The organism is Sphingomonas sp. LC-1 (genome assembly GCF_025371035.1).
Classification (GTDB): domain Bacteria; phylum Pseudomonadota; class Alphaproteobacteria; order Sphingomonadales; family Sphingomonadaceae; genus Sphingomonas; species Sphingomonas sanguinis_E.
The window spans coordinates 187,720-214,706 of record NZ_JANZXB010000008.1 but is presented as its reverse complement, the minus strand read 5'-3'; the positions used below and the strand labels follow the sequence as shown (position 1 = coordinate 214,706).

Genomic DNA, 26,987 nt, shown 5'->3' with positions numbered 1-26,987 from the left:
CATGATCTCAACCTCACGCAGCTTGCCGATGATCTCCTCGGGCTTGTGCTTCTTGGCAGGCATTCGTTGTCCCTTCTTTGATCCAGACTGTCATAGTCCATGGACCACTCAGAAGGGGGCAGCTCAGGTCGGTCCACCACGCGGCAACCAGCGACTATTCGCCCGAGCAGGTCGCTGTTTGGAGTCCTTTTAAGCCAGACGCCGGGCGCTATGTTCAGCAAGCGGTTGGCCGGATATTCTTGGTCGCGGAAGGTGCTGACGGTAGGATCGCTGGCTACGGCGATCTCGAACCCAACGGCCATATCGATCATCTATATTGTCGCTCCGACGTGGTAAGAACTGGCGTCGGTTCTGCAATCTATGCGGCTTTGGAAAGCGCCGCGATCGACGCTGGGATCGCAACCCTTTTTGTTGAAGCGAGTGAGGGCGCGCGTCGGCTCTTGGAACGTCGAGGCTTCACCGTGGACGGTCGAAACGACCTCACCATCAACGGTGTTGCGATCCATAATTACCGCATGTCGAAGTCGCTCACTCGATAGTCATAGCCTGCCTGCTTTCCCGAAATTCGATCCTAATGGGAAACCCATCGACGTCTCACAGCCCGTTCCCAATCGAGACGGTTTCGACAACCGCGCGGCCGCTGATCTGCTGGCGTGTGCGTGGTGAACCGATCTTCGCGGAATTGGGCTATCTGCGCTACGACCATGAATGGGTTTGTAGTCGAATGATGCAGAAGGATGTCGACGATGCGCGGGGTTTTAGTGGCACCGTTTCTACTCGGAGCCTCCCAGGCACCGCCGACCACACCCCTTCCGCATCCTGCCAAGCCCGGCGATGGCTTCGAGGTGTCGAGGTATAGCGTGGCACTCACGCCGAACATCCCAAACAAAACCATAGCAGGTCGAGAGATGGTCACGTTGCGACCAACCGTTGATGGCATTCAACGGCTGATCTTCTCCGGCAACGCCCTCGTCATCGACAGCGCCACCATCGATGACATGCCTGTTGTGCATGACCTCCGGGGGGACGCGCTCGGCTTCGATCTGCCCCGGCCGCTCCGCCGCGGCCGCAGTGTAACGCTTCGCCTATCATATCACGGACGCCCTGCACGCGGCTTCGCCGGATCGGCGGCAACGCTTTATACCAGCTACTTCGCATGCGATTGGATGATCTGCTCCCAGAACACGTTCGGTGAGAAAGCGGCGTTTACGCTCGATCTCACCGTTCCTGCCGGCATGACCAGTCTCTCGGTCGGTGCCATGGTCGCGAAGCGACGGGGACCGGATGGCACCGAAGTGCATCGCTGGCGGGTGGCGCGACCCTATTCCGCCTACCTGTACGGGTTCGCGGTCGGGCCATTCACCAAAATTAGCGAACCATTCGGTCCGAACAGGCTCACCTATCTGAGCGACGTTGCTACTGGCGAGGAGCTAAAGCGACGTTTTGCGGAAACGCCGGACATGGTCGCCTTTCTCGCCGATAAGGCCGGCGTGCCGCTTCCCGTTGCCACATACAGCCAGCTTCTGGTCGAGGGCGACGAAGCGCAGGAAGCGGCGACCTATTCCGTTTTGGGCACAAATGCCTTGCCGACCAAGCCCGATGATCCGGCGGACGAGTGGGCGATCATGCATGAGTTGACTCACCAATGGTGGGGCAATCTCATAACCTGCGAGGCGCTCAAGGACTTCTGGCTGAACGAGGGTATCACGACCTTCATGACGGCCGCATGGAAGGAGCATCGCTATGGTCGTGCCGCCTATGACGCCGAACTCGACGTCGCAAAACGCCGGGTCGAACGGGCACGGGCCGCAGGCTTTGACAAGCCACTGGCCTGGGACGGCACCTACCCGTCACTGACCGTCTGGCGGGCGATCCACTACAGCAAGGGGGCGCTGTTCATGGCCCACTTGCGGACGCTTCTGGGAGACGACGCCTTCTGGGGTGGGCTGCGTCGCTACACCCGTGACCACGCCGGTGGTACGGTCACGAGCATCGACCTGGAACGGGCGATGGAAGCGTCGAGCGGGCGGGACTTGCGTTCGTTGTTTTTAGAATGGGTGTTCGGAGGTGGTGCGCCCCATTCGGTTGCGGGCTGATCAACAGGAACTCCCGGATCTCAATCCAATGGGAATGCCCCAGGTGTCTCGCTGACCGTTTCTTTTCGAGGCAGCATCCGTGCCCTAAAGCGTCACCATGAAGATCATGTTCGCCAAGGGGCTGGCGTCGGTTGCAGCCGGGGCACCGGCACAGACAAACGCAAGCATGGCCCAGTGAGAGTGCAGCAATGAACGACGCCGCAAACGTAATCACCGTGGACCACACGGGCTTCGCCGTATCGTCTCTGGACGAAGCCATTCGGTTTTGGACGGGAGCGCTCGGCTTCACGCTTGAGCGACAGTCGGAGATGGGGGGCGACTTCCTGCATCAGGTTACAGGTGTCGATGATCCGAGTGTGAAAACGGCGATCGTCAGGGCACCAAGCGGTTACGCGGTCGAATTGTTGCAATATTCAACAGGCCGCCAGAATGGGGCGGCGCCTTCCAGCGCGGGGGCGATCGGTGCGGCTCATCTGGCTCTGACCGTGACAGACATTCATGCCGCCATTGCCCACGTCGAAGCAGCAGGATGGAAGGCCAAGGGTAGTCCGCTGCCAATCGCGTGTGGTCCACGGAAGGGGACTTTGGTGGCCTACGTCTCAGGCCCCGATCATATCACGATAGAGCTTATGCAGCCGCCTGCCCAGTAATGGGCCTGGGGGGCGCTTTCCCGCTTCACCATCCTGAAGGGAAGCCGCTGCGGTCTCGCTGGCCGTTCGTTTTCGAGAAGGCGTCGGTCTTCCCGATAGCTCTCGGCGCTATGGATCATGCCCGCACGTTGCATCGCGAGCGATCGAACCAGAAACGCTTCGCCTGATGGTCGTAGACCAATCGTTGTCCCATCATTGCGTTGATGCCCAGGATCATCGCTGGCCCCTCACCAATGCCGAAGCTTTTGAAGACCGACACATCAGCGACCCGAACGGCAACGTCATTCACTTTGCGACCCGCAAACATGACTTCTTTGACTCTGCCCTCGCGACTTTCCGTTGCTTTTGATGCAGCACCGTACAACGTCTCTCCGCGCTGGAAGGATGCGCCATCGACATCGAGCTTAGCCGCTTGAGCGAAAGCCGAATTGACCTGCGTTCCACGCGAACCTGTATCAAGAACAGCGATCCCTGCCATGCCGTTCATTTTGACAGGCAAGGTCAGTTGGGTTCCTTCGAGAACCGTTCCCCCCCTTATCATAATCGCGTCTGGCGTAAGGATACGACGCATCGATACAGGTTTTGCGAGCAGCGTGACCCGGCGACATGGGTAATCGAAGATGGCGATCGCTCCGTCCATCAGATCATTGCCCGTAATTCCCGCAGCGATCTCGGCATCCTTACGGACTGGCAGTCCGGTGACCTCGACGTTGCGGATCGTCCGACCGTCAACAGCGAGGCTGTCGAGCCGATATGTCGGCATCATTGCCGCCCCGGTCATGCCCTCCACTCTGATTGGCGTGCCAGCTTTCAGGCCCTGCTGCTTGGCAAACCATTCATAGACGTGGGAACCGTCCGCCCCGGTGTCGAGGATGAACGGCACGGTTCCCTTGCCGTTGACGAAGGCGGGGACAACCAGATGGCCGTTGCCCGCCGGGGTTAAGGGGACGGATGAGCCGGCCTGAGTGCCAAGCAGCAAGCATGACGCGGCAATCGCCAAAATCGGACGCATAGGGTTCTCCATCACAGAAGGTGGGCGTGTGAGCCGGCCGCCCGTATTCAGCTATCGGGCGGGGTATTCGGATCGTATTCGAGGAGGTCGCCGGGCTGGCAGTCGAGATGCCGGCAAATCGCCTCGAGCGTTTCTAGGCGGAGGCCTTTCACCTTGCCGGATTTGAACAGCGATAGATTGGCCTCGGTCGCGCCGATCGCGCGTGCTAGGTCCTTCGACCGCATCTTGCGCTTCGCGAGCATGACGTCGAGCCGGATGACGATAGGCATTAAAAGAACCCGGCACGGTCGCGCTCGATTTCTGAACCGAATGCGACGACGTTTACAAATGCGAATAAGAGGGTGCCAAGAACAGCAGCGTCGAGTTGGCGCAATTCGAGCTTCACGGCCACCGGACTCATACCGGCGTAATAGAGGACAGCATGGGTAATGAGCGGAACGATGGCATAGGCGATGAGCGCCCACGCTATTCGACGCATCAATTTCTCGTTTTCTACCGTGAAGATCGAGCGTCGGGCATATAGACGGAAAAGGCGGATAAGACAGAATAGGATCACCAGACCGGGGATCAGACGCAAGGTCAACAGGCTGGCCGCCAAGGTTGATTGCCACATCGCATACTTCGAGATCGCCACAAACCCAGCCGGTGTCTCGGTTGGATTATCTCTGGCGACGATGAAGGCGAAGCCACCATCCATCATGCCCGCGTGATCCCCAACGCGGAACAGCAGCAATAAAATTTGAAGCGCAGCGGTGATTGCCATCAGCACAATCACGACTGACGCGGCGGCAAAGTACAAGCGCCCCCGACGAGCGAGCCTGTCGACCGCGGCCTGTCCTTCGGTTCTGCTTTCATCCCTTTGACCCCGAATCATGCTGCCTCCATGCGGCGCAACATGCTCAAGAAATTATCTCTCGGCAATAATTAATTTCGTTTTTGAGGAGCTTTGCTCTTCTTGAAATACCATCGATTCCGAGAACGCGCCCCGCCGTCTCGCTGGCCGTTCCTTTGCGGGGAGGCCCCGGAGCCGGTTACACGGAGAGACGATAGCGCCGCATGTGGAAATCTCCCCGTGCATACAAATCGCTGTCGGCTGGGACTGCTAACGTCCCCTCGAAGCTGGCTCCGGCTTTTTCCAGCGTGCGGCAAGAGGCGGTATTGTCCGGCCGAACGGTGATCCAGATTTCATCGAAACCGTGGTCCCGAGCGATCGGCCCCAATGCCGTCAGCGCCTGGCTCGCGTAGCCATGCCCCCGATGTTCCGGCTCGACCTTGTATCCCACATGCCCACCATACAGGCGCATGTAGTCAGTATTACCAAGGCGAAGTTGGATCGTGCCAACCACTTTGCCCCCAGCAACTATGTCGTAAAACTCAGCCGGTGCCCAATTACGTTCCGGGTCAGCCTCCGTCACCTTCTGCAACCTCAACGTGATCGCCATAAATGCCTCTGCTACCGCATAGCCCGCCTGTTTTCGGCCATATCGCTTACGTCAGCGAGTTTTTAATCCAGCGCAATCCGACGTGGGTCATGCATGGGCATATATGCCCGATCTTGCCGAGACTATGGTGCGCTTGCTGGAGCGACGCGACGAGCTGGCCGACTTCGATCGCTTCCAGTTCGGCGGCACATGGGTGGACGACAACCGTGCGTTTGCGGAAGCGATCCGGCGGGCGGTAGGAAACCCCGGTGCGCCAATCTATCCGCTCCCGTGGCCGGTGGTACATGCCATCGCCCCGTTCAACGAAACGGCCCGCGAGATGCGCGAGATGATCTATCTCTGGCGGCGGCCGCTACGACTGGTCGATGACAAGCTGCGGCGCTTCCTCGGCGAGGTGCCGTCCACGCCGCTCAAGGACGCGTTCCGTATCACCCTTCAGGGTCTGGGACGGTCCTGAAGGGGGGCATCCAACCGCGTTTCGCTGTTGAATGGACGGCAGATTTGAAGCAGCGGGCGGAGAGGTGTGAATGACCGCTACTTGGGCTTCTTCATTAGGCCATCGCGCATGGAGCCGGAAATATCGTAGCCCCGATACGCACGGTTAGAGCCAGTTCATCGCGCGCCGTCAGTACCTTACGCCGTATGTGGCCGTTGCGATGTGCACCATGTCGATCGATTGGACTATCGCGGCTTGCCGTTCGTTGGCTTGGCCATGGCGACGATATTAGCAGCACACACGGCCCCGGCCCGGCCTGTCAGGGGATGGCGGCCGCGGCGGTTGCTGGTGACGCGCTCGGCGCTGGGTTTCGCGCACGGACGGGCCATCGTGGCGCGCGCCGAAGCGCAGGGTGTCGAGGTCGTGGCGCTCGCCGGCGATCGGCTCGCGCTCGGCCTGCCCGATGATCCGCGGCGCGCCTATGCGGCGGCGAAATCGACGCTCGCGGTGGTGGTGGCGCCGCCCTCGAAACGGCGGCTCCAGCCGATCGCGCCGAGCGCCGACTGGCGGGTCGACCTTGCCGAGGGGTGTCCTGCGCATTGCAGCTATTGCTATCTCGCAGGGTCACTGAAGGGGCCGCCGATCACCCGCGTCTACGCCAATCTCGACGAGATATTAGACGGGCTGCCGGCGTATCTGGGACAGGGCAACATCACCTCGCGTAGCGCGGCGCGCGCCCATGAAGGCACGACGTTCGAGGCGTCCTGCTACACCGATCCGCTGGGGCTGGAGGCGATCACCGGATCGCTGTCGGCGGCGATCGCCTGGTTCGGCCGCTGGGAGGCGGCGCAGTTGCGCTTCACCACGAAGTTCGCTGACGTCGGGCCGCTGCTCGGCCTCGACCACCAGAAGCGCACGCGGATGCGGGCGTCGATCAATCCGGCGATGTTCGCCCGGTTCGAGGGCGGTACGGCGCCCGCTGCCGCCCGGCTCGCGGCCTTGGCCGACATGGCGCGCGCGGGCTATCCGATCGGCCTGACGATCGCGCCGATCATCGCCGCCGACGGCTGGCGAGAGGCGTACGACGCTTTGCTCGCCGATGCGGCGGCGGCCCTGGCGGGGGTCGCCGACGTGGACCTGACGATCGAACTGATCACGCATCGCTTTACGCCCGGGTCGAAGGCCGTGCTGGAGAGCTGGTATCCGGGCTCTGCGCTCGACATGGGTGCGGACAACCGGACGACGAAGCGCACCAAGTTCGGGACCGAAAAGCAGGTCTACTATCGTCGCCCGCCGCACCGTGGCGGGTGTCTCGCTGACCGCACGGGCAACCACCGCCAGCACCAGCGTCGACGGTTGCGGTGATGGCCCGATCCGCTTCGACGGTCGCATCGTCAGCACGGCCTTCGCGGTGGAGGGTGCGCGTCCACTGCTCGACGGGCTGGCGACGCTCGGCCTGTCGTCGCCGCTGCGCGTCGAACGGGCGCGGGCATCGCTGCTGGTGCCTGTCGTCTATGACCTGATGTCGGGTGCACTCGCCGAAGAACGCCGGACCTTCGATCTGTCGCCGACCGCGCGCGAGCTTGATCTGGAGCTCGGTTGGTCCACCGCGCTGGCACCTTCCTCAACGCTGCGGGTCGGCGTCGCCCATGCCTTCGACGCCGGTCATGTCCGCGGCGCGTCAGACGTCGCCGCCTTCTTCAACCTCGTCGTCCGCTAATGCGGAAGGAAACACGCATGTCCAGATTCACGTCCATGTCCGCCGCTGTCCTGCTCTTCGCCGCCGCCACGGGCTAGAGCGGGTGTGGTAATTCCAAGGCCCCCAGCAAGGAGGCGTTCGCCTCCGCGCTCGAACCGGTCGTCCGCGACGTCTTCTGCCACCCGATCGATGTGATGCGGTACGAGGTCGAAGGCGAGCCCGGCGGATCGGGGTTTCCGATCGTCACCTCGCCGAAGCCGACGATGGCCGGACCGGGCTCCGATGGGAAAGCGGTCGCGATGCTGGACGGTCTGGCCGGCGTCGGGCTTGTCACGCGCACGACGTTCGAGAAGCCCGCGCGGTGGAGCGGGTCCACCAACGCGTTCGTGCGCCAGCCGCTGGTCTCCTACGCGTCGACGCCTAAGGGCGCGGCCTATCTGCATATGGTCGAGCGCAAGGCCACGAACGCCATGGTTTCGGTGCCGTCGCTCTGCCTTGCGAAAGGCGAGGTTGTCGACGTGGTGCGCTGGACTGAGCCGACCGACTTTGCCGGTCATCGGGTCAGCCAGGTCACCTACACCTATCACGGTGTCGATCCGATCCCGGTCATGCCGCCGGGAGAACAGGCGCAGATGGCCGAGCAGAAGGAGGCGACGACGGCGTTCGAGCTGCAGAGTGACGGCTGGCGTCCGATGCCGCGCTGACGATCGATGTGACTGTCACCATCCCATCCATTTTGACCATGACCCCGGCACCGAGCGCCGGGTTGCCAAGGAACACTATCATGAAAATGACCAAGGCCGCCGTGATCGGCGCCGTAACGGCGCTGTCGCTCGCCACCGCTCCCGCCATGGCGCAGAAGGCGCACGGGGCTGCACGACCCGCGCCGTCTACGGCGAGGCCGCTGGCGATGGATGTCGCTGGCGTCCGCCTCGGCATGCCGCTGGCCGCGGTGCAGGTGGCGCTGGCCGGGACCTACCGGTGTTCGACATACCGGGTGCCCTCGTTCCGACAGCTCGTCGAGCGAGAGATCCGCAAGCGCAAAGGCATCCCCGAGGGCTTCGGTCCTGATGGCACCGCCGTTGGTGAGCTGACCTGCCAGGGTCCTGCTGGTGAACATCTCCGCCTGTTCATGGCGCAGACGCCGGCGGGCGAGATTGTCGACCAGATCGACCTGACGGTATCGACCAAACGCGTCGATCTGGCCACGCTCATCGGCCAGGTCGAGGCCAAGTATGGGCGGCCGACCGAAGGCACGCCGGCAACCGGATCGTGGTGCATCACCCGATGCGGCGGTGATCTGACCATGGAGCCCAATCCACGCATCACCGTCATGTCCGACGCCTCGTCCCTCAAGATACTTGGCAGTCGGGGGCGCAACGCGCGCCTCGCCGATGAGGCGGCGGTGAAGGCGGCAGCGGCCCGCGAAGCCCCGGCTGCCGCGCGCGGCGCTTTCTGAGGTCGGGCATGAACACGGCCATGGTATCGCTACTCGTGCCTGTAGCCACGTTGTCGCTGGTGGCTGCCTCTCCAACAGTCGCGACCGCGCCAGCGGGCGTGGCGCGGAACGGCGTCCCGGCGACTGTGCCCATATCACCGCTCCGGCCGCTATCGATGGCGATGGTCGTGAAGGCGGGAGCCGCGGGGACCGGCTGCTCGTGGTCGCTGACGAAGGATAGGCGCATGCGCTTCGCCGCGGCCGGCGACCGCGCCGTGGTCCGGCTCGCCAGCGGCATGGTGCAACTTCGGCCTGCGGCCACTGCTGGCGACCTGTTCCCGTTTACCCATGATCGCTGGGTCGGCGACAGCATCACCGTAACGGTAACCCCCAACGGCCCCTCAAGGTGGAAGGGCACCGAGGTGAACGAGAGTGCGGCCGACATCGAGGTTCGCAACGGTGGCCGCCGATGGATCGCGCGGGGACGCTTAAGCTGTGGATCCTGACCCTCGCCAATCAGGATCGGCAAAGGTCAGATGCCTTCAAGAACCGATAGGAGGAAACAGAAGAAGCCCGGGCAAGGTTTTTAGGGCGCAACAGCGCAAAAAGGGTGGTGACCACCTTTTTGCGGGGGACTGACCGACCGTTGGTTCGGCGACGCCCCTCATGTCCTCCACCTCCGGCTCCGGAAGGCATTTTTTGTTCGAGGCCGGGGGCGCCCCCTTGAGAATGGGGCAGCGCCACAGGACACTGTACGCCATGACCAGCGGTGCCGACCCACAACCTGCCTATCCGCAATATGCGCATCAGCTGCAGGCGCTGCTACGGCGGCTGGCCCGCGAGGATCGCGAGGCGATCGGCGCGAACTTGCGACGCGGGGGCTTCGGCAAGCGGGAGATCGAGCCCGGGGAAGCTGTCTCACCTGGTCGCGTTCGGGTAACATCCGACGCCGGCTCGCATACGTTCTCACCCTCGCGCGAAGCCACCAAGATTCGACAGCGCATCGCTAATGCCGGCAGCGGTGGTGGGCGGACGACGTCAGTCGACTTCTCGCGGGCAAGCCCGCTCTCGGCGGATCGGCGCCAGACCGGGCCTGTGCGGATCCCGCATTTCGACATGGTGCGGATCAGTCGCACCGTCGTCCCCTGCGCAAAGGATGGGCGTACCCACCCGCGCTATCCCGACCGAAGCGGCATCGCCGCGGCCCACCACAGCTATGTGACCCGCGGCGGTGTCGCCGACTTCGAAACCCATCTCGACTATATTACCCGTGTCACCGCCGTGGAGAAGAATGACACCGCGCTGCTGATCGACATGCTCGACATGGACGAAGACCGGCGGCTGCAGAACCACCTCGCCATCATCAGCAACATCCCCGGCGGGCGGACGCGGGAACGCAGCCTGTTCGAGGCGGCCGAGCGTTGCGAGCGACAAGCCAAGGGCGGGACGCTGCAGGTTTCGACGCACTATGCCGATGACTGGATGCTGCTGGCCACTCGGCAAGATGCACCGGGATGGGTGCGCAAGGCCGCGGTGACGCTGCAGCAGAAGCGGCTCGCCCAGGAGGCGAAAGCGAAGGCCAAAGGCAACGCCCTTGTCAATACCATCGTCGACATCGCCAAGGTCAACCTGGAAGAGGCCTATGACCGGCTGGTGTGGTGTGATGACCAAAAAGACCTGCCCAAGGCCGCACGGCCGAACTGGAAGGCGGGACCATGCGGGCGCATCCAGACCCGTTTCGTCGGCGAGTTTCCACGCGGTCTGAAGCCGGCCGAACGGCGCCTGGCGCTCGAACGTTTTTGCGAGCATCTGGCCGCGGAAGGCTGGATGTACGTCGCCGCGATCCACCGCCCTGATGCCACGAACGACCCCGACAACTTTCACTTCCACATCGATGGCTATGATCGGCCGGCACGCTGGCTGACGGCGAAGGAGATCAATGACGAGCGCAAACCTCGCCAGCCCTTCGAAGGCGACGGCTGCTGGGACTTCGAATATTCCGAGCGCAAGCGAAACGGCAAGTTCTGTTACCCTTATCGCCAGAACAAGATTGCGGAGTCGACCCGGGACGTGCCGAAGGACGGCGAAAAGGCCGTTTCCCATTTTGTGGCTGGTCAACGCTACGTCAAAGCGTTGCGCAAGCGCTATGTCGACATCGTCAACAAGGTCGTGGATGGCCGGGCGGGCAGCCCCGTCTACGTGACGGGGCCTTATCGGGATGCCAGGATTCGGCTGACACCGATGGAGCATCTCGGCTCCGCCATCACCGCCAGCGAGGCCAGGGGCGAGGTCACAGCTGCCGGCACCCGAAACGCCCATATCCGGTACAATGATGAGATGCGGCTGCTTCTGGAGCAGGCCGATCTCGACCGGCTCGAGAATGGGTTCAAGGCTGCGATCCAACTCAGTCAACGAATTTTGGCCGCTTCCCTGAAGGCGACAGCCCATTGGCAGGAACTCGCAAACGCTGCCGTGACACGGCGGTGCCAAGCGGGGCTGGTCGCCGTCGTCGAGCGGATGGTGCGCTCACGCGCCGAGACGGTGTTGCGTGTCGGCACCGCTAGCCCATCGGTTCAGGACGAGGCCCGCGCGTGGCTGGGCGAAATCGACGCCATCGTGGCACCGACCCCTCAGCAGGCTCGCGCGGCAGCGCGGCTGGAGGACCTCGACGGCAAGGTCGAGAAGGCGTGGGCTGAGGTTGTCGCGGTCACGGGCAATGGGCGTGAACGGTTGCGATACATCCCAGCTGATCCTGCCAAGCTGAAACCGCTCAAGCCGATATCGCCGGCCTATCGACCGCAGGTTGACGAGCGCCTGTTCACATGGCTGATCAAGCATCGCCGAAGCCATGGGCACCTGCGTTTCGTCCCGGGCGGGTATGCCATCGACGAGACGGTCCCGTCCGCGATCCACCGGTTGTTCCGCCTGCTCGGCGACGAACCTGAAATCCAGAAGTTGCTGTTGGCCGAGCGCGAGCGTCGCAAGATCGCGGCGGCATCGGCAGCTGTGTCCCGTGACCTGATGCATCAGGACCATGGCGGCAGGTCGATCCTGCCCGGCGAGGGCTTTGGGCAAGCGCTCACCGTCGCGGATCGTGGTGCTGACGGCGGACAATCACGCACGCTGGCGGATATCGACAGTCTGCAGGATGTCGAGCTGCTCCAGACGCTGTCGACAATCCAGGCCAGGCGCCGATGGAAAGCGACGGTTGCACCGGCTGCTGGCGCCGAAGAGCTCGCCGCCACGTCGCCCATAGACGTTCCGGAGCCATCGCCCGCCAATCGTGCGTCGAAAGGCAAGTCGACCGGTTTGCTCGGCCAGGCGGTCGCAGCCGTTGGCGACCGGCAGGCGGCTTACCCTCAATCCGGTATGTCGGGTGGAAAACGACGTACCGGAAGCAGAGGCCCTGCCGTTGGCGTGACAAGCCAGACGAGTAAAAAAGGACAGGAAAGATAAAGGCTGCAGTAAGGGGACGCTGGGCTTTTGAGCTGCTGAAGATCGATGAAAAAGATTGGAGGGGCTTGTCCGGATCGCTCGGTCCGCGACCCTTAAGCTTCGGTACTGCAATGGATTTTCTGACTACCCCTGTGCACTCGCTGCCGCACGTGCTTCTCCACTATCTCGCCACCGGTTTCGGCAAGCCCGAGGTGCCCGCGCTGATATCGGGCGGCGGTATGCCCGCCGACAGCGTTCTGTACGACGCCCAGTCAGTCGTCGTGGCGCTGACCTGTGTCGCGCCGCCGATGTTCCGCAGCAAGATCGAACGGCTCGCCGCCGCCCAGTCGATCGACGTGATGCTGGTGCGCTGTTGTCTGACCGGCGGTGACCTGCTGCCGGTGTCGATCGATGTCGTGCTGGCGGGCGGCGGCCTCACCCCCTTCAAGCTTGAGGACCTGGCGCTCTACCGCCACGATGATGGCGGCCTGTGGCTGGTGCCGGCCGGGTTTGGCGGGGCGATCCGGCTGGAGGCGCACGGTCTCGAACTCTATCTGGTGCCGCCCTATGCAACGCTCGCCGAACGCGCCGACGGCATCTACCGCGCCGCGTCTGATCTGGCGGAACGCCTCTACCCGCAAGGTGCGATCTGATGCGGACAAAGGCCAAGCGCGCAGCGGCAACACCCAGCGTCGAGGTCAACCCGGGCTGTCTGCCGGATCCGGCGAACCCACATAGCTGGCTCGTGCTGACCGGCGACGATGCCGATCGCGAGGCGACCCGCGTCATGTATGGCTGCCTGCGACCCAGCTTCCGCGGACACCTGAACAGCGCGGCGGCCTTTGCCGCCGCCAAACTGACCGTCGGTGCGCCGCCCGACACGCCGCCCTGGACACTGACCGCCGCGCGGGCTGAGGTGCTGCTGCCGCCGGGGGCGGATGACCGGTTGTCCGACCCGCGTGTCCTGATGGAGACGGTCGACGCAGAACTGCCGGTCAAGGCCAAGGCGCTGCTGGCCTATCTGACCTTCACCTTCCCGACGGCGCGGCTGCACGAGCAATATGAACTGGTCCGCGACTTCACCCGCCGGTTGATCGTCGATCCGTTCGAGGTGGCCGTGCTGCTGGTTCAGCATGCCCCCCACCGCGCCGGGAGTGCAAGCCCGCCGCACGTTCACGCTCTCCTTGCTGGACCCAGGCGACTGACGCCGCTGGGCTTTGGCGAATGGGTGACGCCGCTTGCCACCGACAAGGCCCATGCCCTGGTCGGCAACGCCTTTCGCCAGTTCCAGGCCGACTGGTGGCAAGCCTGACCACGCCGGCGCACGCTGGCGAACCAACACCATCATCAGGAAACATCATGAACGATAACGAACCCTGGCCGCGGATCGGCCAGGCGATGAACTCGCACGTCGTGCGGACACTGGTGCATTCAGCGGGGTGGCGGCTGGCCGAGATGCCGGCCGACCTCGGCCTGCCGCTGGCCGGCTGCCTGTATAGCGAAGCGAACCACTTGCTGGTCACGACTACATTCGGCAATCTCGCCACCTCCATCGCGGCGATGGACAGTGCGCTGGTGGAGACGCGGTCCGATGCGTTGATCATCAGGACACCGGCGGCGGACGCGATGCCGGGCTTCGCACTGGGCCTGTGGCACGGCGGGCGGGTCACCTGGCACTGGATGCTGACGCTCTGGGCCGATGTCGACGCTGGCCTGTGGCTCGTGCCGACACCGGACAAGCGGGATGGCACCGCCGCTTCGGGGTTCCGGCTGACGGCGCGTCATCTTCGCATTGAAGAGGTGCCGTGGCGAACGGCGCACGAACGCGCCGACGGATTGGTCCGGGCCATCCGCCTGTTGATCCACGGCGAGCGCGGCGCGGCATCCGGCCCGGCGGGCGGGGATGATCGGTCATGACGGTGCCGATGCCCCGCCTGCTGTGGCAGGCGTATTGGGCGCTCGTCATTGCCTTTCCGCTGTTCCTGCTGGCTGGCCAGCGCTGGCAGCACGCGGCGGGTGGGCCGGGTACGCGAGGTGTGATGGCGGTCGCCGCCGTCATCTGTCCGGCGGCCGTCGAGCGGGTCCTAGCGGTGCGTGTCGCTGATGGGGCGCACGCGCTCGACCGTGCTGTCCTGCGGCGGATCGCGGTGCAGCTTCACATAGGACCGGGGTGCTCGTTCCCACACAAGCCGCCCGCCGCGCGGGCCGATCGACGGCGCGATCACAGTGGAGGGGAGAAGATGAGGGGGATGGGCAAGTCGATGTGATCCCCGTGGTGGGGATGAAACAAGGAAGACAGACCATGAACCCCGACCAGACCGCCCACGTTCGCGCCCATGTCGCTGCGGTTTCCAAGCTTCTGCTCGGCAACAAGACCATGAAACCCGGCCTGATGATCATGGCCGGTGATCCGCTCGATCCCCACCAGCGAATTGCGTTCGGTCGCACAGCGGTCGAAGCCCAGGTTGATCTTGTCTATCTCGAATTCGCCGTCGGCGAAGACGACGTCCCCGTCATGACCGGGATCACCGTCATGCTGCCGCGCGATACCGTCTGCTACGTTTCGACGGGATGTCGCCTGTCGCTCGTCCCCGGCAAGGCTCGCGCGGTGATCGTGCCGCAAGACGGGGCTCAGTCCTACTTCAAGGTGCTGCCGGGCGAGATCGTGCAGGTGCGGGGTCGGCCGGCGTCGCTGGCGGCCGGATGCGACCGCGCGACCGCGAAGCTGGCGGTGCTGGTTCGCGATGGCGCTGAAGTGGGAAGCCAAGTCAATTTGCAGACCTGGTGCTGATAACTCAATGCTGCTGCCGCACAGCTCGCAGCAGCATTATCAATTCCATCCGACTGACGCGCCTTCGCAGGAATAAATCGCTATCCTTTTTTTGCGGATCAGGGGCCATCGCCTGTTTCAAACGCGATTGTATGCAGGAATGCCAACATTGTTTGATAAGGACATGATGTGGGACTTTGCTGTCGTTCGCCTGCAGCGTGTCGAGCGGCGCCTCTTGCCAAAAGCCGACGCTCACATCAACGCCCCTGAATGTCTTGAGCTGGTCGACACCGACCGGAAGGTCACGGGACAAAGCTGTCGTTCCTAAATCGACACTCGACTGACCGCTTTCGACTCCGGCCTGACGAGGGTGCCATGGTCCATGACCGACTCTGGCCGGTAGGAGAATGTCCGATTCGGAGGCGAATGTCAGGCTAGCTGCCATTGGCGCCGCATCTCGTCCCACCAAGTCACCCATTGAGGTGGTTCGGCAAGCCGTTTGCATGGGCTCATGATGGTTCCCGGCGCATGACCTGTTATTAGCCGTATTCACCCTATACCGAATCCTTGCTGATTCAGGAAAAACGTGCAATCATCTATATAAAGCCAGCTTATCTTCCACGATGTTGGATTATTGGAGGCGTCTATGTCTTTCGATGTACGTTGTTCGAAATTGACGCTCGCTGGTCTTATAGCGATGACTTTGACGCCCGCTCCTTTGTTTTCCCAGATCTCAGCGAACAGTACTGCAGTGACGTCTGCCTCCAATGATGCCACGAAAGCTTGCGAAGCAGCAGAGGCAGCCAAAATTTCACTCGTGGATGGGGTGAGCGTTGCGAGTGTTTGCACCACAGTGGTAGGCGCTTGGAAGGGGCGAACCACTAAGCCAAATCCACCGCGGCTCTACAAACTTACAGAGCAAAATCAAGCGTTCGGTGATAATCTTTCGGCATCAATAAGGGCTGTCAATGGGCGGCGGAATGTTATCGTCGACGTGGACCTGCCTACAAGTGTGACCGTGAGTGACCTTAGAACTGCTGTTGCGCCGAACTATAATGTAAGCGAACTGGGAATCTGGCTTGATCGCATCGACGAGCACGAAGGTGTTATCGAAAAAAAGGACACAGAGGCGGCTGCCTTCATCCCTCTCGCGTTTGAATGGATAGGCAAACCGGTCATTCAATTCCTCATCAATACTTTTTTTAAGCGTGATCCTTACTCAGCATCAAGACGAGTTGATGCAGTGGTTCGTACTTATGGGAGCGGTCCAAACGCCGGAGCCATTCGACGGATCTGCTTTGTACCTATTGGCCGCAAAAATGACCGCAACATCTGCCCGGTCTGAGCCATGCGGCGTCGGGCTATCTTCGCTCTTTGCGCTGCATTCCTGTTGGGTGCCGCAGATCCACCAGCGACGATCGAGGCGGTGTCGCTTTCAGCACGGTCACCATCTTCTGAGCCGTTTTGTCACGGAGTGCGGATCGGCGCCAACTTGTTTACAGCGCGGCACTGTCTTGCCGAAATTGTAGATGGTCACCTGGCTAAGGGGGAAGCGGTGTATGTTGTCAGTTCAGATGGGCAGCAATTAATTACACCGGATGCAGCGAGAAATCTGTACGCTGCACCGTTCTCGTCGCAATCAACGTCATTCCAGTCGGATTTTGTTGTATTCTCAATACTGGATTTGGGCTCTCCACTTCCGGTTTTGGGTATCAGCGGCAGACTTGCAAAGGCATCAGTCGGTCAAAAGGTAGTTATCAACAGGGGTGACGGCAAGCATGCCGGGTGCGTGATACGCGATGTATGCGGGTCGAGCTTTTTCTATTCATGCAGTCCAGCAACGGTGGAAGGCTGGTCAGGTAGTCCGGTAATGACTCGTGGTGCGGATGCCCAATTGCTAGGCATACACTCGGCGGCTGCTCCAATTAGAGGAGTACGGGGAGAAAAGATCAGTCAAGGCGTTAGTTCCCAAACAATACTTGGGCGTAGCAGTGGGCTTTTCGGCACATCGGAGGAGTTTGGCAACGAAATTGCCCGATCGAGAAAGTATGCGCACTCTTGGTCCGGTGGTTGCTCGAAGCTTGCTCCAGCTGTAAGGGCTGGAAGCCCGCTTTCTTCCCGAGTAGTTGAGCGGGAAGCGTTATTTACTGCGATGGTCGCGCTGTCACCCAAGGAATTGTTGTCAGCAAGCATCAAATACAAAAACGCAGAATTTTGTTTGCTTACCGCCAATTCGAACTGGACTAAGTGGCGCTGTACTCCGAACAAGACGCCGTTTGCTGGTCGCATAAATACACTGGCGTCTTTATCCGATGCGAGGATCGCTATAGGTGAGGCGCTCTTGCCACCGCGATTTCGGACTACCGCAATGACTCAAGACGATGTTGCTGGTGGGGTGTCGGTTGGTCGGATATTGATCTCGAATGAAACCCCTAAGTTACAGATTGAGCATCGGGTCTCAATCCAACTCGGGAGTGTTTACGCTATCCAGGCGGTCAGCGGTGGTTTGTTGGTAGGAGCCGAAAATGGAGCTTGTTTCTTAGGAAATGATGATAAGCAGTGCACTCCAATTTGCCTGTCTTCGCCTTGCACAAAGAGCGACGAGTGGCGGGTCAATGGTCTTGTCTTGATCAGCGACGATCTGGTTGTCGCTGTCGGCCGAGACATGCAGGAAGGGCGAGCCTATCCTACCGCGAAATGGTTACGACGCTTCGGATCTAATTGGCGGCAGACCGCAGGGTTAGATTCGCGCGCGAGCCTCATCAAGCTGGCTGAGCGAGTGCCGAATCGTCGAGCTGGCATGCAATTCAAGGCCCCTGTGCGCCTCGGGACTGACATAGTGGTGTTCGGTTCTGATGGCGCTGGCTACCGAATCTTTCCTGGGAAAGTTCCAATCAAAATACCTATCCAACGTCTCTGGAAGATAGAAACTCCAGATACAAGGCGCGATGAAGTCGAAGACGCTGTCAGGGACGCGATCGTGCTGAAAAACGGTTTGCTAGCGATAGCTGCGAGTGACGGGGCAGTTCACATCCTAGCGCCTCGATCTGAGAGTGTCTTGAGGCTTGAGGGCGACCAAAATCTTTCCGTTTTTGACAGGGGGATCTGGGCCACGGAATTAGCCGAACTGGACGGCGCGCTTTTTGCGAGAACGCAAGATGGCAACATCCATTACATCGATCTTACGGCGCTGAACAATCAAATGAATCAGATGTTGAAATGATACTCGTGCTTGCTTCACTCTTCTGAGATAGCTCAATATGTCATCAGCAGCTCCCTGCACGGTGCGGGTGAGCCGCGCCAAGCGAACGGCGGGTTGATTACCAAAGTCGCTCAGGACTGCCATTCAGGCCGTGTTGCAGGCACTGCCGCGTCCCAGATCCCGCCATTGTTCAACCGTCCGCTCTCGGGCGCGGCGGTATCGCTGTCGAAAGGCGGGAAATGGCGCGTACCCGCCCGTTTGCTTTCAGGACCTATTATGACCGATTCCGGCGTGAGCTGACATTTTTGGGGCTTCGCCGGAAAGACTTGAGTTGGTCGGTAGCCGCCGCTCATTGTCGTCCATCAGGGCGAGATACATATCTCATGCAGCGACGTGAAGTTTGGCTCGCCGCGCTGGTTCTCATGTCATTTTTCGGCCCGTTGCGATCACCGGTTGCCAATCGACCGAAGGATATTGGATCTTCTCTACGGCGTCGCGGAGTACCGTCATTTCGGCGCCGCGCCCATACAGCGTGCTGACGGATCCATCTGCATGGCCGAAGAGCAAATCGACGATTTCTCTTAGAACCTTGCCGCGCACGGCGCGCTTCCCGGTGTGACGAAACGAGTAGAACACCAGTTCCGGATCGGACAGGCCGATTGCATCGAGGAAATCGTTCAACACTCGCGACAGGCGCTGCGTCCGGCTGCCATAGGCATTGGCTTCGAGTTCGGGGAACAGCCATTCCGCGCCTTCCGCGCGGCGCGCATTCACCATATCAAGGAAGCCCGCTTCGAGCAGCGTCGAATGCAACGGGACGTCCCGCTTGGCGCTGGCAGTCTTCATCCGCTTGGCTGGCCCCTCTTGCTCTTGGCGGACGCGCAGACGATCGGGTTCGATGGCAATGTATGGGATGCCATCGTCGGTCTTGATGTTGCCCGGCCGCAGTTTGCCCAGTTCTTCGAGGCGGCAACCGGTGAATGCGGCGAGCATCAGTGCCCAGAACAGCGTTCGCGGCGCTACCCCGTCACGTTCAGGCAGAGGAGCGTTAAAGATTCTTGCCATATCCTCCGGCTCGAACGGGAGGAGCGGATCCTGCAAAGAGTTTGTTGGCAAGGATTTCACCGTCTTGGCAATATTGTCCTCGATGACCTCCATTTCCTCGACTGCGTGTTCGAGGGTCACCCTTATGGCTGAAAGTGCCTTATTGACGGTACCATTCGCTAGCTTCGGTAATCCCTTAGCTTCGGCTAATTCGACCTGTTCTAACAAGGGGAGCGCGGTAACCTTCTTCTTTGCTCGACTGGGAAGTCCCGAACAGGTGCGGCGATAGGCGCGTACCATCGATGCCGTGATCTGATCGACGGGTGGGTCGTCATGAAGCTGGACGAACCGATTCACGGCGGTTCGCCACTCGTCGACGAGTTTGGCGTCGCGAGGCTCGAACTTTGCCCAAGCTTCATAGACCTGGCTGATGGTCGGCACCGTCTTGACTGGCGGTGTCGGCAGCTGTGGTTCGTTCGCGAGTTGGGAGAGCGCGGGGACGACCGCCCCGGAACCTGTCACAAGGACCGAGGGTGGTAGGATGCGGCTCCGTGCGGGATCGATGCTGAGGGCGCAGGCGGCGCAGAGCCTGTCGAGGTAAGCGCGACCAATTGCCTCATAGAGTTCCGGCGCCAGCGGCAAACTGAGGGCGTTCGCGGAGGCCACCGCTGCGATCAACCACTCGATCGGATCGAGGGTGGGGAGGGCGGCAACCCGCTGTAGCGTCTCCAGCCAGGGCAGGGGGATGAAGTCGGGCACCGCGTTCAGCATGGCGGTTCGGCTTGCGTGATCACGCAGATTATCAAGGTCTGGCGGCACGCCGAAGTCGTAGCGGGCACCGGGCGCATGGTCGGTCAGGCCATTGGCATATTCGAATGCCCCGAGCTCGAGCGCAGCAAGCTTTTGCGCCACGCTGCGGAGTTGCTCGTTCGACTGTCCGTCGAGAAAATCGTGGACCATCACACGTGCCGATCGGAGTTGCTGGCTGCCCAAGGCGCGCTGGGCGGCGGCGAGCTTATGCTCGTAGATCACGGCATGCGGGTAGTAGCGCTGGCGAGCTTCGTCGGGATCGCGGGTTTTGCGGGTGCGCTTATACTCGCTCGACGCACCATTGAAGAATGGGCGGAGTGCGGCGGGGATGACCCGTCGAAAGTGGAAAATACCGGTGCGAGGATCTTTGAAAGGGGTGGCCATACGGATCACTTTGTACGCATCCTTTGTACACAAGGATGGGTAAAGCGTCCGTGAAGACCGTCAAAACCGCGCAAATCCGCCATTTTGGCGGGCGCTGGTGACCCCTACGGGACTCGAACCCGTGTTTTCGCCGTGAGAGGGCGACGTCCTAGACCGCTAGACGAAGGGGCCGTGTGCGGTGGAGGGGCGCTGTTAGCGGGGGTGCGAGGGGGCGTCAAGCCGGGACAGTGCCAAAATGTCAGGAATCGCAAAAAGGGCGGGGCGACCGGTTCGTCGCCCCGCCCCTGGCATGTCAGTCAGGCTGCGGCCTTGCGGCGTTCGGCCATTTCCTCGTTGAGCATCTCTGCCAGCAGGAATGCCAGCTCCAGGCTCTGGCCCGCATTCAGGCGCGGGTCGCAATGGGTGTGGTAGCGGTCGGCGAGCGACTGTTCGGTCACGTCGATCGCGCCGCCGGTGCATTCGGTGACGTTCTGCCCGGTCATCTCCGCATGGATGCCGCCCGCATGCGTACCTTCGGCCCGGTGAACCGCGAAGAAGCCGCGCACTTCGGCCAGGATCCGGTCGAAGGGGCGCGTCTTGTAGCCGGTCGCCGCCTTGATCGTGTTGCCGTGCATCGGGTCGCACGACCAGACGACCGGATGGCCCTCGCGGGTGACGGCGCGGACCAGCTTGGGCAGATGCGCCTCGATCTTGTCATGGCCATAGCGGGTGATCAGCGTCATCCGCCCCGGCACCCGACCCGGATTGAGCGTGTCGAGCATCCGCAGCAGTGCCTCGGGCTCCAGGCTCGGGCCGCACTTCACGCCGATCGGATTGCCGATGCCGCGCAGGAACTCGACATGCGCCGAACCCTCGAACCGGGTCCGGTCACCGATCCACAGGAAATGCGCGGACGTGTCGTACCAGTCGCCGGTCAGCGAATCCTGACGGGTCAGCGCCTGTTCGTAAGGAAGCAGCAGCGCCTCATGGCTGGTGTAGAAGCTGGTCTGCGCAAGCTGCGGGACCGAGGCGGGGTCGATGCCGCACGCCGCCATGAAGTCCAGCGCCTCACCGATCCGATCCGCGGTCTCGGCATATTTCTGCGCCCAGGGGCTGCGGCCCATGAAGTCATGGGTCCAGCGATGCACCTGATGCAGATTGGCATAGCCGCCCTGCGCGAAGGCGCGCAGCAGGTTGAGCGTCGCTGCCGACTGGGCATAGGAACGCAGCATCCGCTGGGGATCGGGAATACGGGCTTCGGCGGTGAAGGCGATGTCGTTGACATTGTCGCCGCGATAGCTGGGCAGCTCGACTCCGCCGATCACCTCGGTATCGGCCGAGCGCGGCTTGGCGAACTGGCCCGCCATGCGGCCCAGCTTCACCACCGGCAGCTTGGAGGCGAAGGTCAGGACGACCGCCATCTGCAGGATGACGCGGAAGGTGTCGCGAATGTTGTTCGCGCTATGCTCGGCAAAGCTTTCCGCGCAGTCGCCGCCCTGGAGCAGGAAACCCCGGCCCGCGGCTACTTCGGCCAGCTCGCCGGTCAGGTTGCGCGCTTCGCCCGCAAAGACCAGCGGCGGATAGGTCGCCAGCGTCTTGGTCGCGGCGTCCAGCGCGTTCTGATCGGGGTAGCGGGGAAGCTGGCGGGCCTCGGCACTCGTCCAGCTATCGGGGGCCCATTTCGCGGCCATGGTCGTCCTGCTCTTTCGTCTTCTGGCTATCAATCCGATTGCCCATGCGCCGAATCCTGTCGATACGCAATGAAGTTGGCGTTTGGGCCCCTCAAGTCGCGCCCTTTGTTGCGCATGATACGGCTTTGCGCCGAGCGGTTGGCGGTTGCGCCGACCGGTTTTGCGGATCGGGGGCGGAGCGGCTAGCAGAGGCGCGATGTCGCGTGTCTCCATCCTGTCGTCGGCGTTCGTCGCCCTGTCCGCCTTTTTGCTGGCCGTGCCGCCCCAGGCGCCGGCCGCGATACCGGCCGTGGCGGAGCAAAGCGATGACGGCGCGCTGTTCGCGGCGATGCGCGAGGCCGACTTGCGGCTGGCGTCGATCGCCTGGCGGCTGGCGACGGCCAATGCCGCCCTGTGCCGCGACGTCGCGCCGACACCGGGATTGATCGTCCACGCCATCGACCAATATGACCCTGGCGTGCGCAAGCAACTGCCCGCGCTGTTCGGTTTCGAGGGGCCGGTCGCGGTCGAGGCCGTGGTGCCGGGAAGCGCCGCCGCCAAGGCCGGGGTGGAGGCCGATGACACGATCGAAGCAGTCGACGGCAAGCCCCTTACGGTCAGTCCGGCGGGCGCGAATCAGGCCAGCACCGCGACTCGCGACTCCGCCCAGCGACAGATCGCCGCCGAACCCGCCGACCACCCGTTACGCCTGACGCTGTTACGGCATGGCCAGCGCCGGGAGGTGACGATACCGGCCCAGCCGGGATGCCGCTCCCGCTTCGAGATGATGATGGGCCCCGGCCTGTCGGCGTCGGCGGATGGCGACATCGTCCAGATCGGATCGCGCTTTTTCGAGCGGTTCGACGATCGCATGATCGCGGTGGTGGTCGCGCATGAATTCTCGCATAATATTCTGCATCACCGCGATCGGCTGGACGCGGCGGGTGTGAAGCGGGGCCTATTGTCCGAATTCGGCCGCAATGGGCGGCTGTTCCGTCAGACCGAGACCGAGGCCGATCTGCTGGGCGTCATCCTGATGCGCAATGCCGGTTACGATCCCCACGATGCGGTGCGCTTCTGGCGCGAGCATGGCGGCGAGGTCGATGGCGGGCTGTTCCGTAGCCGGACGCATCCCTCCTCCTCCGCCCGCGCCGACGCCGTGGCGGCGGAGATCGCAGCCATCCCGGCGGACGCGCCGACCCCCTATCGCCCGGCTTTGCTCGACCGCGCCGCCGCACCGTTGCAGTAAAGCACGGGGGGATAGGGATTGTCTCCGGCTCTGATGCACGGCAAGGGCGCGATCATGGATATTCCCGCACGCTATGCCGACTTCATCCAATGGGTCGGTGACGGAACCGGCATGGCCGATAGCCTGCTGCACGTTCATGCGGGCATGGCGGTGCTGTTCCTGGCGCGAATCCTGACCCGCAAATCGCTGGCGACGCCGATCCCGCTGGCCTGCGTCGCGTTGGCGGAAGCGGCCAATGAGATACTCGACCGCCTGCATTACGGGTCGTGGCGCTGGACGGACACGCTGGGCGACATCGCCAACACCATGTTCTGGCCGACCGTGCTGTTCATCGGCCTGAGGATGCGGTCACCGCGCGGACGACGCTGATCTCGAAATAGCCGGGGGAGGGGGGCTCACCCCTCCGACGGCGCGGGCTTCCAGTCCCAACCCAGCGGATCGCCGTCCATCACCTCGACCCCGGCGGCGAGCAGCGTGTCGCGAATCGCATCCGACCGGGCGAAATCCTTATCCGCCCGCGCGGCGCGGCGATCGGCCAGATGCGATTCGATGGTCGCCTCGTCCAAGGTCGCATCCTTGGGGCGCATGCGCAGGTTGGCGCGGGTCAGCGTGGTCAGGGGCAGGCCGAGCGTCGCTTCGAAGTCGGCCAGCGCCGCCAGCCGTACACCCGGCGAGAGCTTCTTGTCGCTCAGCATTTCGTCCAGCACCGGCAGGGCGCGCGGCGTCGCCAGGTCGTCCGACAGCGCGGTGTCGAGTCGTTCGCGATAGGCGGTGGCGTCGCCCTTTTCGGGGGCATCGGCGCGGGCGCGCAGCCCCTCGACCGTCTGGACCAGTCGCTTCAGCCGTACCTGCGCGGCGGCCAGGCCGTCCCAGCCAAACTCCATTTCCGACCGATAATGGGCCTGAAGGCACATCAGGCGATAGGCGAGCGGGTGGAAACCGCGATCGATCAGCGTCTGGAGGGTCAGGAACTGGCCGGAGGATTTGGACATCTTGCCGGTCCGGTCGACCAGGAAGTTGTTGTGCATCCAGATGTTCGCGCCGGTCTCGGCCGAGCATTCATGCGCCTGGTTCTGCGCGATCTCATTGGGATGATGGATTTCGCGGTGATCGATGCCGCCGGTATGGATATCGAACTGCGCACCGAGATATTGTTTGCTCATCACCGAGCATTCCAGATGCCAGCCGGGTGCGCCGCGGCCCCACGGGCTGTCCCACTCCATCTGGCGATGTTCGCCCGGTGCGGAGGCGCGCCAGATGGCGAAGTCGGCAGGGTGCCGCTTGCCCGCGACCGGATCGATCCGGCTTTCGCCTTCGTCGTCCTGATGACGCGCCAGGCGTCCATAATCGGGCACCGTCGTCACGTCGAAATACAGGCCGTCGGGCAGGCGGTAGCAATGCTTGGCCTCGATCGCCTTGGCGAATTCGATCATCTGCGGAACATGGTCGGTCGCCAGCGGAAAGCGGGACGGGTCGGCGATGCCCAGATCCTTCAAATTCTGCTTGAAAGCCCGGGTATAATGGTCCGCGATCGCCCAGATGTCCTGGCCGCTCTTTTTCGCGGCAGCCTCCATCTTGTCATCGCCCGCATCCGCGTCCGAGGTCAGATGCCCGACATCGGTGATGTTGATGATATGGGTCAGCGGCCAGCCCTTCCACCGCAGCACGCGCGACAGCGTGTCGGTGAAGACATAGGCACGCAAATTGCCGATATGCGCATAATTATAGACGGTCGGGCCGCAGGAATAGACGCGGACATTCGCGGGATCGATCGGCCGGAACGTCTCCGTCGCGCGGGTCAGGCTGTTGTACAGGATCAGCGGGGTCGTCGGGTTGTGGGACGCGGTCATGGCCTGTGCCTTAGCCATGTCTGCTTCGCCCCGAAAGGGGGCCCCGGTCCGGTGGAAGCGGGACCGGGGCCGACGCGATGACAGGGGAGGCATCGCGTCTGTTTCGTTCCCAGGCCTGAAAGGCCCATGAACATGTCAGGGTGTCCGGCGTACGGGAGGTGGCCGGACGAGAGCATCCATAAGAGTCCCCGCATCACGGCAGCATGGCTGGGACATGACATCGGCGTTCATTTCGTTGCACCGGGGTGCGGGCGGGAGCGAATTGCGATCCAACGGGTTGTATTCAGCCGACCGCGCTGCTAGGAGCGCCCAACGATGCGGCCACAGTATTCTGCGGCCGCTTTATCCTGTTTTGCCGGAGCAATTCGTTTTTATGCAGATCATCGTTCGCGACAACAATGTGGATCAGGCCCTCCGCGCGCTCAAGAAGAAGCTGCAGCGTGAAGGCGTGTATCGCGAAATGAAGCTCCGTCGCCACTATGAAAAGCCGTCGGAAAAGCGCGCTCGTGAGCGTGCGGCCGCGGTGCGTCGCGCCCGCAAGCTGGAGCGCAAGCGCGCCGAGCGCGACGGCGCACGGTAATAGGCCGATCGGTCGAGCGACCGTCCCGCTGCCGTCATCGGCGGGGGAATAGTGCTCGACCGGATGGTTGCCGATTCGTTCCGGCGGGTCGGCTTTCCGCGCTTTAGGGGCTTTCTCTTGATCGCTCCGACCAACGCCCACGCACAGAGCGAGAAGCTGGCATGTCCGTAACCGCTGTTCCCCTTCGTCCCGTCCGGCGTTCCTATCTGGTCTGGATATGGGTTGCGGTGGTCGCTGCGATCGTGCTGGCGGCGCTGCTTGCGCGGCAGGGCGATGCCGCGCTGTTGCGCGAGGCGCGCGGTTCGGGCGTTGTGACCACGGCGTCGGGTCTCCAATATAAGGTGATCCAGCCGGGTCAGGGCGGTGCCCATCCGACCGCAACCGATGTGGCGCTGGTCAACTATACCGGTCGTCTGATCGACGGCACCGTTTTCGACAAGTCGCAACAGCCTGCTCCGATGCCGCTGGCGGGTGTTCTGCCCGGCTTCGCGGAAGCGCTGAAGCTGATGCCCAAGGGTGCGAAATATCGTTTCTGGCTGCCGCCGCAGATCGGCTATGGTGCCCAGGCGAACGATAAGATCCCGGCCAATTCGACTTTGGTGTTCGACGTCGAGCTGCTCGACTTCATTCCCGAGTCGGTGCTTCGGCAGATGCAGGCGCAGCAGTCGATGATGGGCGGAATCCCCGGTGGGGCCCCCGGCGGCGTTCCCGGCGCGCCGTCACCCCGCTGATCGATAGGCTCCGTCCAGGGGGCTGACAGACCGAAATGCGATCGTCGGAGTCCTCACCAGGACTTCGGCGATTTTTCGTTGAGAGCATGTCGCCGCGGAAGGCGGGGCTGTCACGGCGGGAGGGCCGATCGACATCGATGCCATTCCTACCGCCGCAGCAAGGAGCCTATGCCTGTCGGGAAGCCGTTGCGGTCGAGAGATCGGACGGGCTTCCAATCTGGCTGAACCATCATGATCGTCCGGCAGCAGGGTGCCTCGGGGTAGGGCGCTTTCGATCCGGTGCCGTGTCGTTCGTTGGTCACGACGCCTCAGGACGCTTCTCCTGCGTACATCGTGCGATTATCTGTCGCTGAAGGGCAGGATTGAAGGCTGGCCTGTCGAATGTCGGATCGCGCCCGATGCGTGCGACCCTTCCCGACCTCTCGGTCGCCCACGGCCACGCACGGCGTTCCGCGCCAAACGGAGCAATCTTTTGCCTCGGGTCATCGTCTCAGGGCAAAAAAATAGCGG

At 62.5% G+C, this 26,987-nt stretch carries 29 protein-coding genes and 1 tRNA gene; 21 read left to right on the top strand and 9 right to left on the bottom strand.

Going from position 1 to position 26,987, the window contains the following annotated elements; translation table 11 throughout:
• Nucleotides 1–77 precede the first annotated feature (77 nt).
• From NZL82_RS19830 to NZL82_RS13125, 3 genes are all read left to right on the top strand, one after another.
• Entirely contained in the window at nucleotides 78–539 is a 462-nt protein-coding gene (locus NZL82_RS19830) for a GNAT family N-acetyltransferase (RefSeq protein ID WP_405051374.1), read from the top strand.
• Between the two features lie 198 nt (nucleotides 540–737).
• A complete protein-coding gene (locus NZL82_RS13130) occupies nucleotides 738–2,096 on the top strand; it encodes a M1 family metallopeptidase (protein WP_261270192.1) in 1,359 nt (452 codons plus the stop codon).
• Between the two features lie 188 nt (nucleotides 2,097–2,284).
• Nucleotides 2,285–2,746 (top strand): VOC family protein, encoded by a 462-nt coding sequence (locus NZL82_RS13125; protein WP_261270191.1) that lies wholly within the window; start codon nucleotides 2,285–2,287, stop codon nucleotides 2,744–2,746.
• Nucleotides 2,747–2,861: 115 nt separating this feature from the next.
• Here NZL82_RS13125 and NZL82_RS13120 read toward each other — a convergent pair whose 3' ends face one another.
• The 4 genes from NZL82_RS13120 to NZL82_RS13105 form a co-directional block, all read right to left on the bottom strand.
• Nucleotides 2,862–3,758: a retroviral-like aspartic protease family protein gene (locus NZL82_RS13120; RefSeq protein WP_261270190.1), complete on the bottom strand. Its 897-nt coding sequence runs from the start codon at nucleotides 3,756–3,758 to the stop codon at nucleotides 2,862–2,864.
• 47 nt (nucleotides 3,759–3,805) lie between these two features.
• The gene (locus NZL82_RS13115) at nucleotides 3,806–4,027 is read right to left on the bottom strand and encodes a helix-turn-helix transcriptional regulator (protein WP_261270189.1); all 222 of its coding nucleotides are present in this window, start codon (nucleotides 4,025–4,027) and stop codon (nucleotides 3,806–3,808) included.
• Complete coding sequence (locus NZL82_RS13110; protein ID WP_261270188.1) at nucleotides 4,027–4,632, bottom strand: DUF2975 domain-containing protein; 606 nt, start codon at nucleotides 4,630–4,632, stop codon at nucleotides 4,027–4,029. Before NZL82_RS13110 ends, NZL82_RS13115 begins: the two co-directional genes overlap by 1 nt.
• A 157-nt stretch (nucleotides 4,633–4,789) precedes the next feature.
• A complete protein-coding gene (locus NZL82_RS13105; protein WP_261270187.1) occupies nucleotides 4,790–5,200 on the bottom strand; it encodes a GNAT family N-acetyltransferase in 411 nt (136 codons plus the stop codon).
• Between the two features lie 103 nt (nucleotides 5,201–5,303).
• Between NZL82_RS13105 and NZL82_RS13100 the strand changes: the two genes are divergently transcribed.
• From NZL82_RS13100 to NZL82_RS13045, 12 genes are all read left to right on the top strand, one after another.
• Complete coding sequence (locus NZL82_RS13100; protein ID WP_261270186.1) at nucleotides 5,304–5,657, top strand: hypothetical protein; 354 nt, start codon at nucleotides 5,304–5,306, stop codon at nucleotides 5,655–5,657.
• Between the two features lie 255 nt (nucleotides 5,658–5,912).
• Entirely contained in the window at nucleotides 5,913–7,001 is a 1,089-nt protein-coding gene (locus tag NZL82_RS13095) for a spore photoproduct lyase family protein (protein ID WP_261270185.1), read from the top strand.
• Nucleotides 6,937–7,356, top strand: coding sequence for a hypothetical protein (locus NZL82_RS13090; RefSeq protein ID WP_261270184.1), 420 nt, complete (start codon nucleotides 6,937–6,939; stop codon nucleotides 7,354–7,356). Before NZL82_RS13095 ends, NZL82_RS13090 begins: the two co-directional genes overlap by 65 nt.
• 173 nt (nucleotides 7,357–7,529) lie before the next feature.
• Nucleotides 7,530–8,039: a hypothetical protein gene (locus tag NZL82_RS13085; protein ID WP_261270183.1), complete on the top strand. Its 510-nt coding sequence runs from the start codon at nucleotides 7,530–7,532 to the stop codon at nucleotides 8,037–8,039.
• An 80-nt stretch (nucleotides 8,040–8,119) separates the two neighbouring features.
• The gene (locus tag NZL82_RS13080) at nucleotides 8,120–8,794 is read left to right on the top strand and encodes a hypothetical protein (protein WP_261270182.1); all 675 of its coding nucleotides are present in this window, start codon (nucleotides 8,120–8,122) and stop codon (nucleotides 8,792–8,794) included.
• 224 nt (nucleotides 8,795–9,018) lie between these two features.
• A complete protein-coding gene (locus tag NZL82_RS13075) occupies nucleotides 9,019–9,279 on the top strand; it encodes a hypothetical protein (RefSeq protein ID WP_261270181.1) in 261 nt (86 codons plus the stop codon).
• Between the two features lie 253 nt (nucleotides 9,280–9,532).
• A complete protein-coding gene (locus tag NZL82_RS13070) occupies nucleotides 9,533–12,229 on the top strand; it encodes a hypothetical protein (RefSeq protein WP_261270180.1) in 2,697 nt (898 codons plus the stop codon).
• A 110-nt stretch (nucleotides 12,230–12,339) separates the two neighbouring features.
• Entirely contained in the window at nucleotides 12,340–12,861 is a 522-nt protein-coding gene (locus NZL82_RS13065; RefSeq protein WP_261270179.1) for a hypothetical protein, read from the top strand.
• On the top strand, nucleotides 12,861–13,520 hold the full coding sequence (locus NZL82_RS13060) for a hypothetical protein (RefSeq protein ID WP_261270178.1): 660 nt from the start codon (nucleotides 12,861–12,863) through the stop codon (nucleotides 13,518–13,520). Before NZL82_RS13065 ends, NZL82_RS13060 begins: the two co-directional genes overlap by 1 nt.
• A 47-nt stretch (nucleotides 13,521–13,567) precedes the next feature.
• Nucleotides 13,568–14,125: a hypothetical protein gene (locus NZL82_RS13055; RefSeq protein WP_261270177.1), complete on the top strand. Its 558-nt coding sequence runs from the start codon at nucleotides 13,568–13,570 to the stop codon at nucleotides 14,123–14,125.
• Nucleotides 14,122–14,475, top strand: coding sequence for a hypothetical protein (locus tag NZL82_RS13050; protein WP_261270176.1), 354 nt, complete (start codon nucleotides 14,122–14,124; stop codon nucleotides 14,473–14,475). Before NZL82_RS13055 ends, NZL82_RS13050 begins: the two co-directional genes overlap by 4 nt.
• A gap of 35 nt (nucleotides 14,476–14,510) precedes the next feature.
• On the top strand, nucleotides 14,511–14,999 hold the full coding sequence (locus NZL82_RS13045) for a hypothetical protein (protein WP_261270175.1): 489 nt from the start codon (nucleotides 14,511–14,513) through the stop codon (nucleotides 14,997–14,999).
• A gap of 4 nt (nucleotides 15,000–15,003) precedes the next feature.
• On the opposite strand, the gene NZL82_RS13040 is transcribed toward NZL82_RS13045, so the two are convergent.
• Nucleotides 15,004–15,456 (bottom strand): hypothetical protein, encoded by a 453-nt coding sequence (locus NZL82_RS13040; RefSeq protein WP_261270174.1) that lies wholly within the window; start codon nucleotides 15,454–15,456, stop codon nucleotides 15,004–15,006.
• A gap of 168 nt (nucleotides 15,457–15,624) precedes the next feature.
• Between NZL82_RS13040 and NZL82_RS13035 the strand changes: the two genes are divergently transcribed.
• Nucleotides 15,625–16,323 carry a hypothetical protein gene (locus tag NZL82_RS13035; protein WP_261270173.1) on the top strand — a complete coding sequence of 233 codons (699 nt, stop codon included), beginning with the start codon at nucleotides 15,625–15,627 and terminating at the stop codon, nucleotides 16,321–16,323.
• Between the two features lie 129 nt (nucleotides 16,324–16,452).
• A complete protein-coding gene (locus NZL82_RS13030; protein ID WP_261270172.1) occupies nucleotides 16,453–18,201 on the top strand; it encodes a hypothetical protein in 1,749 nt (582 codons plus the stop codon).
• A gap of 399 nt (nucleotides 18,202–18,600) precedes the next feature.
• Here NZL82_RS13030 and NZL82_RS13025 read toward each other — a convergent pair whose 3' ends face one another.
• From NZL82_RS13025 to NZL82_RS13015, 3 genes are all read right to left on the bottom strand, one after another.
• On the bottom strand, nucleotides 18,601–20,418 hold the full coding sequence (locus NZL82_RS13025) for a site-specific integrase (RefSeq protein WP_261270206.1): 1,818 nt from the start codon (nucleotides 20,416–20,418) through the stop codon (nucleotides 18,601–18,603).
• 95 nt (nucleotides 20,419–20,513) lie between these two features.
• A tRNA-Glu gene (locus NZL82_RS13020) sits at nucleotides 20,514–20,589 on the bottom strand.
• 125 nt (nucleotides 20,590–20,714) lie between these two features.
• Entirely contained in the window at nucleotides 20,715–22,088 is a 1,374-nt protein-coding gene (locus tag NZL82_RS13015) for a class II 3-deoxy-7-phosphoheptulonate synthase (protein ID WP_261270171.1), read from the bottom strand.
• Nucleotides 22,089–22,284: 196 nt separating this feature from the next.
• Here NZL82_RS13015 and NZL82_RS13010 point away from each other — a divergent pair, with 196 nt between their 5' ends.
• Nucleotides 22,285–23,316 (top strand): M48 family metallopeptidase, encoded by a 1,032-nt coding sequence (locus tag NZL82_RS13010; protein ID WP_261270170.1) that lies wholly within the window; start codon nucleotides 22,285–22,287, stop codon nucleotides 23,314–23,316.
• 18 nt (nucleotides 23,317–23,334) lie between these two features.
• Nucleotides 23,335–23,685 carry a hypothetical protein gene (locus tag NZL82_RS13005; protein ID WP_261270169.1) on the top strand — a complete coding sequence of 117 codons (351 nt, stop codon included), beginning with the start codon at nucleotides 23,335–23,337 and terminating at the stop codon, nucleotides 23,683–23,685.
• Between the two features lie 26 nt (nucleotides 23,686–23,711).
• On the opposite strand, the gene cysS is transcribed toward NZL82_RS13005, so the two are convergent.
• Nucleotides 23,712–25,166 (bottom strand): cysteine--tRNA ligase, encoded by a 1,455-nt coding sequence (gene cysS / locus NZL82_RS13000; protein ID WP_261270168.1) that lies wholly within the window; start codon nucleotides 25,164–25,166, stop codon nucleotides 23,712–23,714.
• Between the two features lie 373 nt (nucleotides 25,167–25,539).
• On the opposite strand from cysS, the gene rpsU reads away from it, so the two are divergent.
• Complete coding sequence (gene rpsU / locus NZL82_RS12995; RefSeq protein ID WP_007404630.1) at nucleotides 25,540–25,746, top strand: 30S ribosomal protein S21; 207 nt, start codon at nucleotides 25,540–25,542, stop codon at nucleotides 25,744–25,746.
• Between the two features lie 161 nt (nucleotides 25,747–25,907).
• Nucleotides 25,908–26,477 carry an FKBP-type peptidyl-prolyl cis-trans isomerase gene (locus NZL82_RS12990; RefSeq protein WP_261270167.1) on the top strand — a complete coding sequence of 190 codons (570 nt, stop codon included), beginning with the start codon at nucleotides 25,908–25,910 and terminating at the stop codon, nucleotides 26,475–26,477.
• The last annotated feature ends 510 nt before the right edge of the window (nucleotides 26,478–26,987 follow it).

Excerpts from the sequence above, each read along its gene's own strand:
- NZL82_RS13130 (WP_261270192.1), top strand. The coding sequence starts at position 738 with ATGTCGACGATGCGCGGGGTTTTAGTGGCACCGTTTCTACTCGGAGCC.
- NZL82_RS13125 (WP_261270191.1), top strand. The coding sequence starts at position 2,285 with ATGAACGACGCCGCAAACGTAATCACCGTGGACCACACGGGCTTCGCC.
- NZL82_RS13120 (WP_261270190.1), bottom strand. The coding sequence starts at position 3,758 with ATGCGTCCGATTTTGGCGATTGCCGCGTCATGCTTGCTGCTTGGCACT.
- NZL82_RS13115 (WP_261270189.1), bottom strand. The coding sequence starts at position 4,027 with ATGCCTATCGTCATCCGGCTCGACGTCATGCTCGCGAAGCGCAAGATG.
- NZL82_RS13110 (WP_261270188.1), bottom strand. The coding sequence starts at position 4,632 with ATGATTCGGGGTCAAAGGGATGAAAGCAGAACCGAAGGACAGGCCGCG.
- NZL82_RS13105 (WP_261270187.1), bottom strand. The coding sequence starts at position 5,200 with ATGGCGATCACGTTGAGGTTGCAGAAGGTGACGGAGGCTGACCCGGAA.
- NZL82_RS13100 (WP_261270186.1), top strand. The coding sequence starts at position 5,304 with ATGCCCGATCTTGCCGAGACTATGGTGCGCTTGCTGGAGCGACGCGAC.
- NZL82_RS13095 (WP_261270185.1), top strand. The coding sequence starts at position 5,913 with ATGGCGACGATATTAGCAGCACACACGGCCCCGGCCCGGCCTGTCAGG.
- NZL82_RS13085 (WP_261270183.1), top strand. The coding sequence starts at position 7,530 with ATGCGGTACGAGGTCGAAGGCGAGCCCGGCGGATCGGGGTTTCCGATC.
- NZL82_RS13080 (WP_261270182.1), top strand. The coding sequence starts at position 8,120 with ATGAAAATGACCAAGGCCGCCGTGATCGGCGCCGTAACGGCGCTGTCG.
- NZL82_RS13075 (WP_261270181.1), top strand. The coding sequence starts at position 9,019 with ATGCGCTTCGCCGCGGCCGGCGACCGCGCCGTGGTCCGGCTCGCCAGC.
- NZL82_RS13070 (WP_261270180.1), top strand. The coding sequence starts at position 9,533 with ATGACCAGCGGTGCCGACCCACAACCTGCCTATCCGCAATATGCGCAT.
- NZL82_RS13065 (WP_261270179.1), top strand. The coding sequence starts at position 12,340 with ATGGATTTTCTGACTACCCCTGTGCACTCGCTGCCGCACGTGCTTCTC.
- NZL82_RS13060 (WP_261270178.1), top strand. The coding sequence starts at position 12,861 with ATGCGGACAAAGGCCAAGCGCGCAGCGGCAACACCCAGCGTCGAGGTC.
- NZL82_RS13055 (WP_261270177.1), top strand. The coding sequence starts at position 13,568 with ATGAACGATAACGAACCCTGGCCGCGGATCGGCCAGGCGATGAACTCG.
- NZL82_RS13050 (WP_261270176.1), top strand. The coding sequence starts at position 14,122 with ATGACGGTGCCGATGCCCCGCCTGCTGTGGCAGGCGTATTGGGCGCTC.
- NZL82_RS13045 (WP_261270175.1), top strand. The coding sequence starts at position 14,511 with ATGAACCCCGACCAGACCGCCCACGTTCGCGCCCATGTCGCTGCGGTT.
- NZL82_RS13040 (WP_261270174.1), bottom strand. The coding sequence starts at position 15,456 with ATGGGTGACTTGGTGGGACGAGATGCGGCGCCAATGGCAGCTAGCCTG.
- NZL82_RS13035 (WP_261270173.1), top strand. The coding sequence starts at position 15,625 with ATGTCTTTCGATGTACGTTGTTCGAAATTGACGCTCGCTGGTCTTATA.
- NZL82_RS13025 (WP_261270206.1), bottom strand. The coding sequence starts at position 20,418 with ATGGCCACCCCTTTCAAAGATCCTCGCACCGGTATTTTCCACTTTCGA.
- NZL82_RS13015 (WP_261270171.1), bottom strand. The coding sequence starts at position 22,088 with ATGGCCGCGAAATGGGCCCCCGATAGCTGGACGAGTGCCGAGGCCCGC.
- NZL82_RS13010 (WP_261270170.1), top strand. The coding sequence starts at position 22,285 with ATGTCGCGTGTCTCCATCCTGTCGTCGGCGTTCGTCGCCCTGTCCGCC.
- cysS (WP_261270168.1), bottom strand. The coding sequence starts at position 25,166 with ATGACCGCGTCCCACAACCCGACGACCCCGCTGATCCTGTACAACAGC.
- rpsU (WP_007404630.1), top strand. The coding sequence starts at position 25,540 with ATGCAGATCATCGTTCGCGACAACAATGTGGATCAGGCCCTCCGCGCG.
- NZL82_RS12990 (WP_261270167.1), top strand. The coding sequence starts at position 25,908 with ATGTCCGTAACCGCTGTTCCCCTTCGTCCCGTCCGGCGTTCCTATCTG.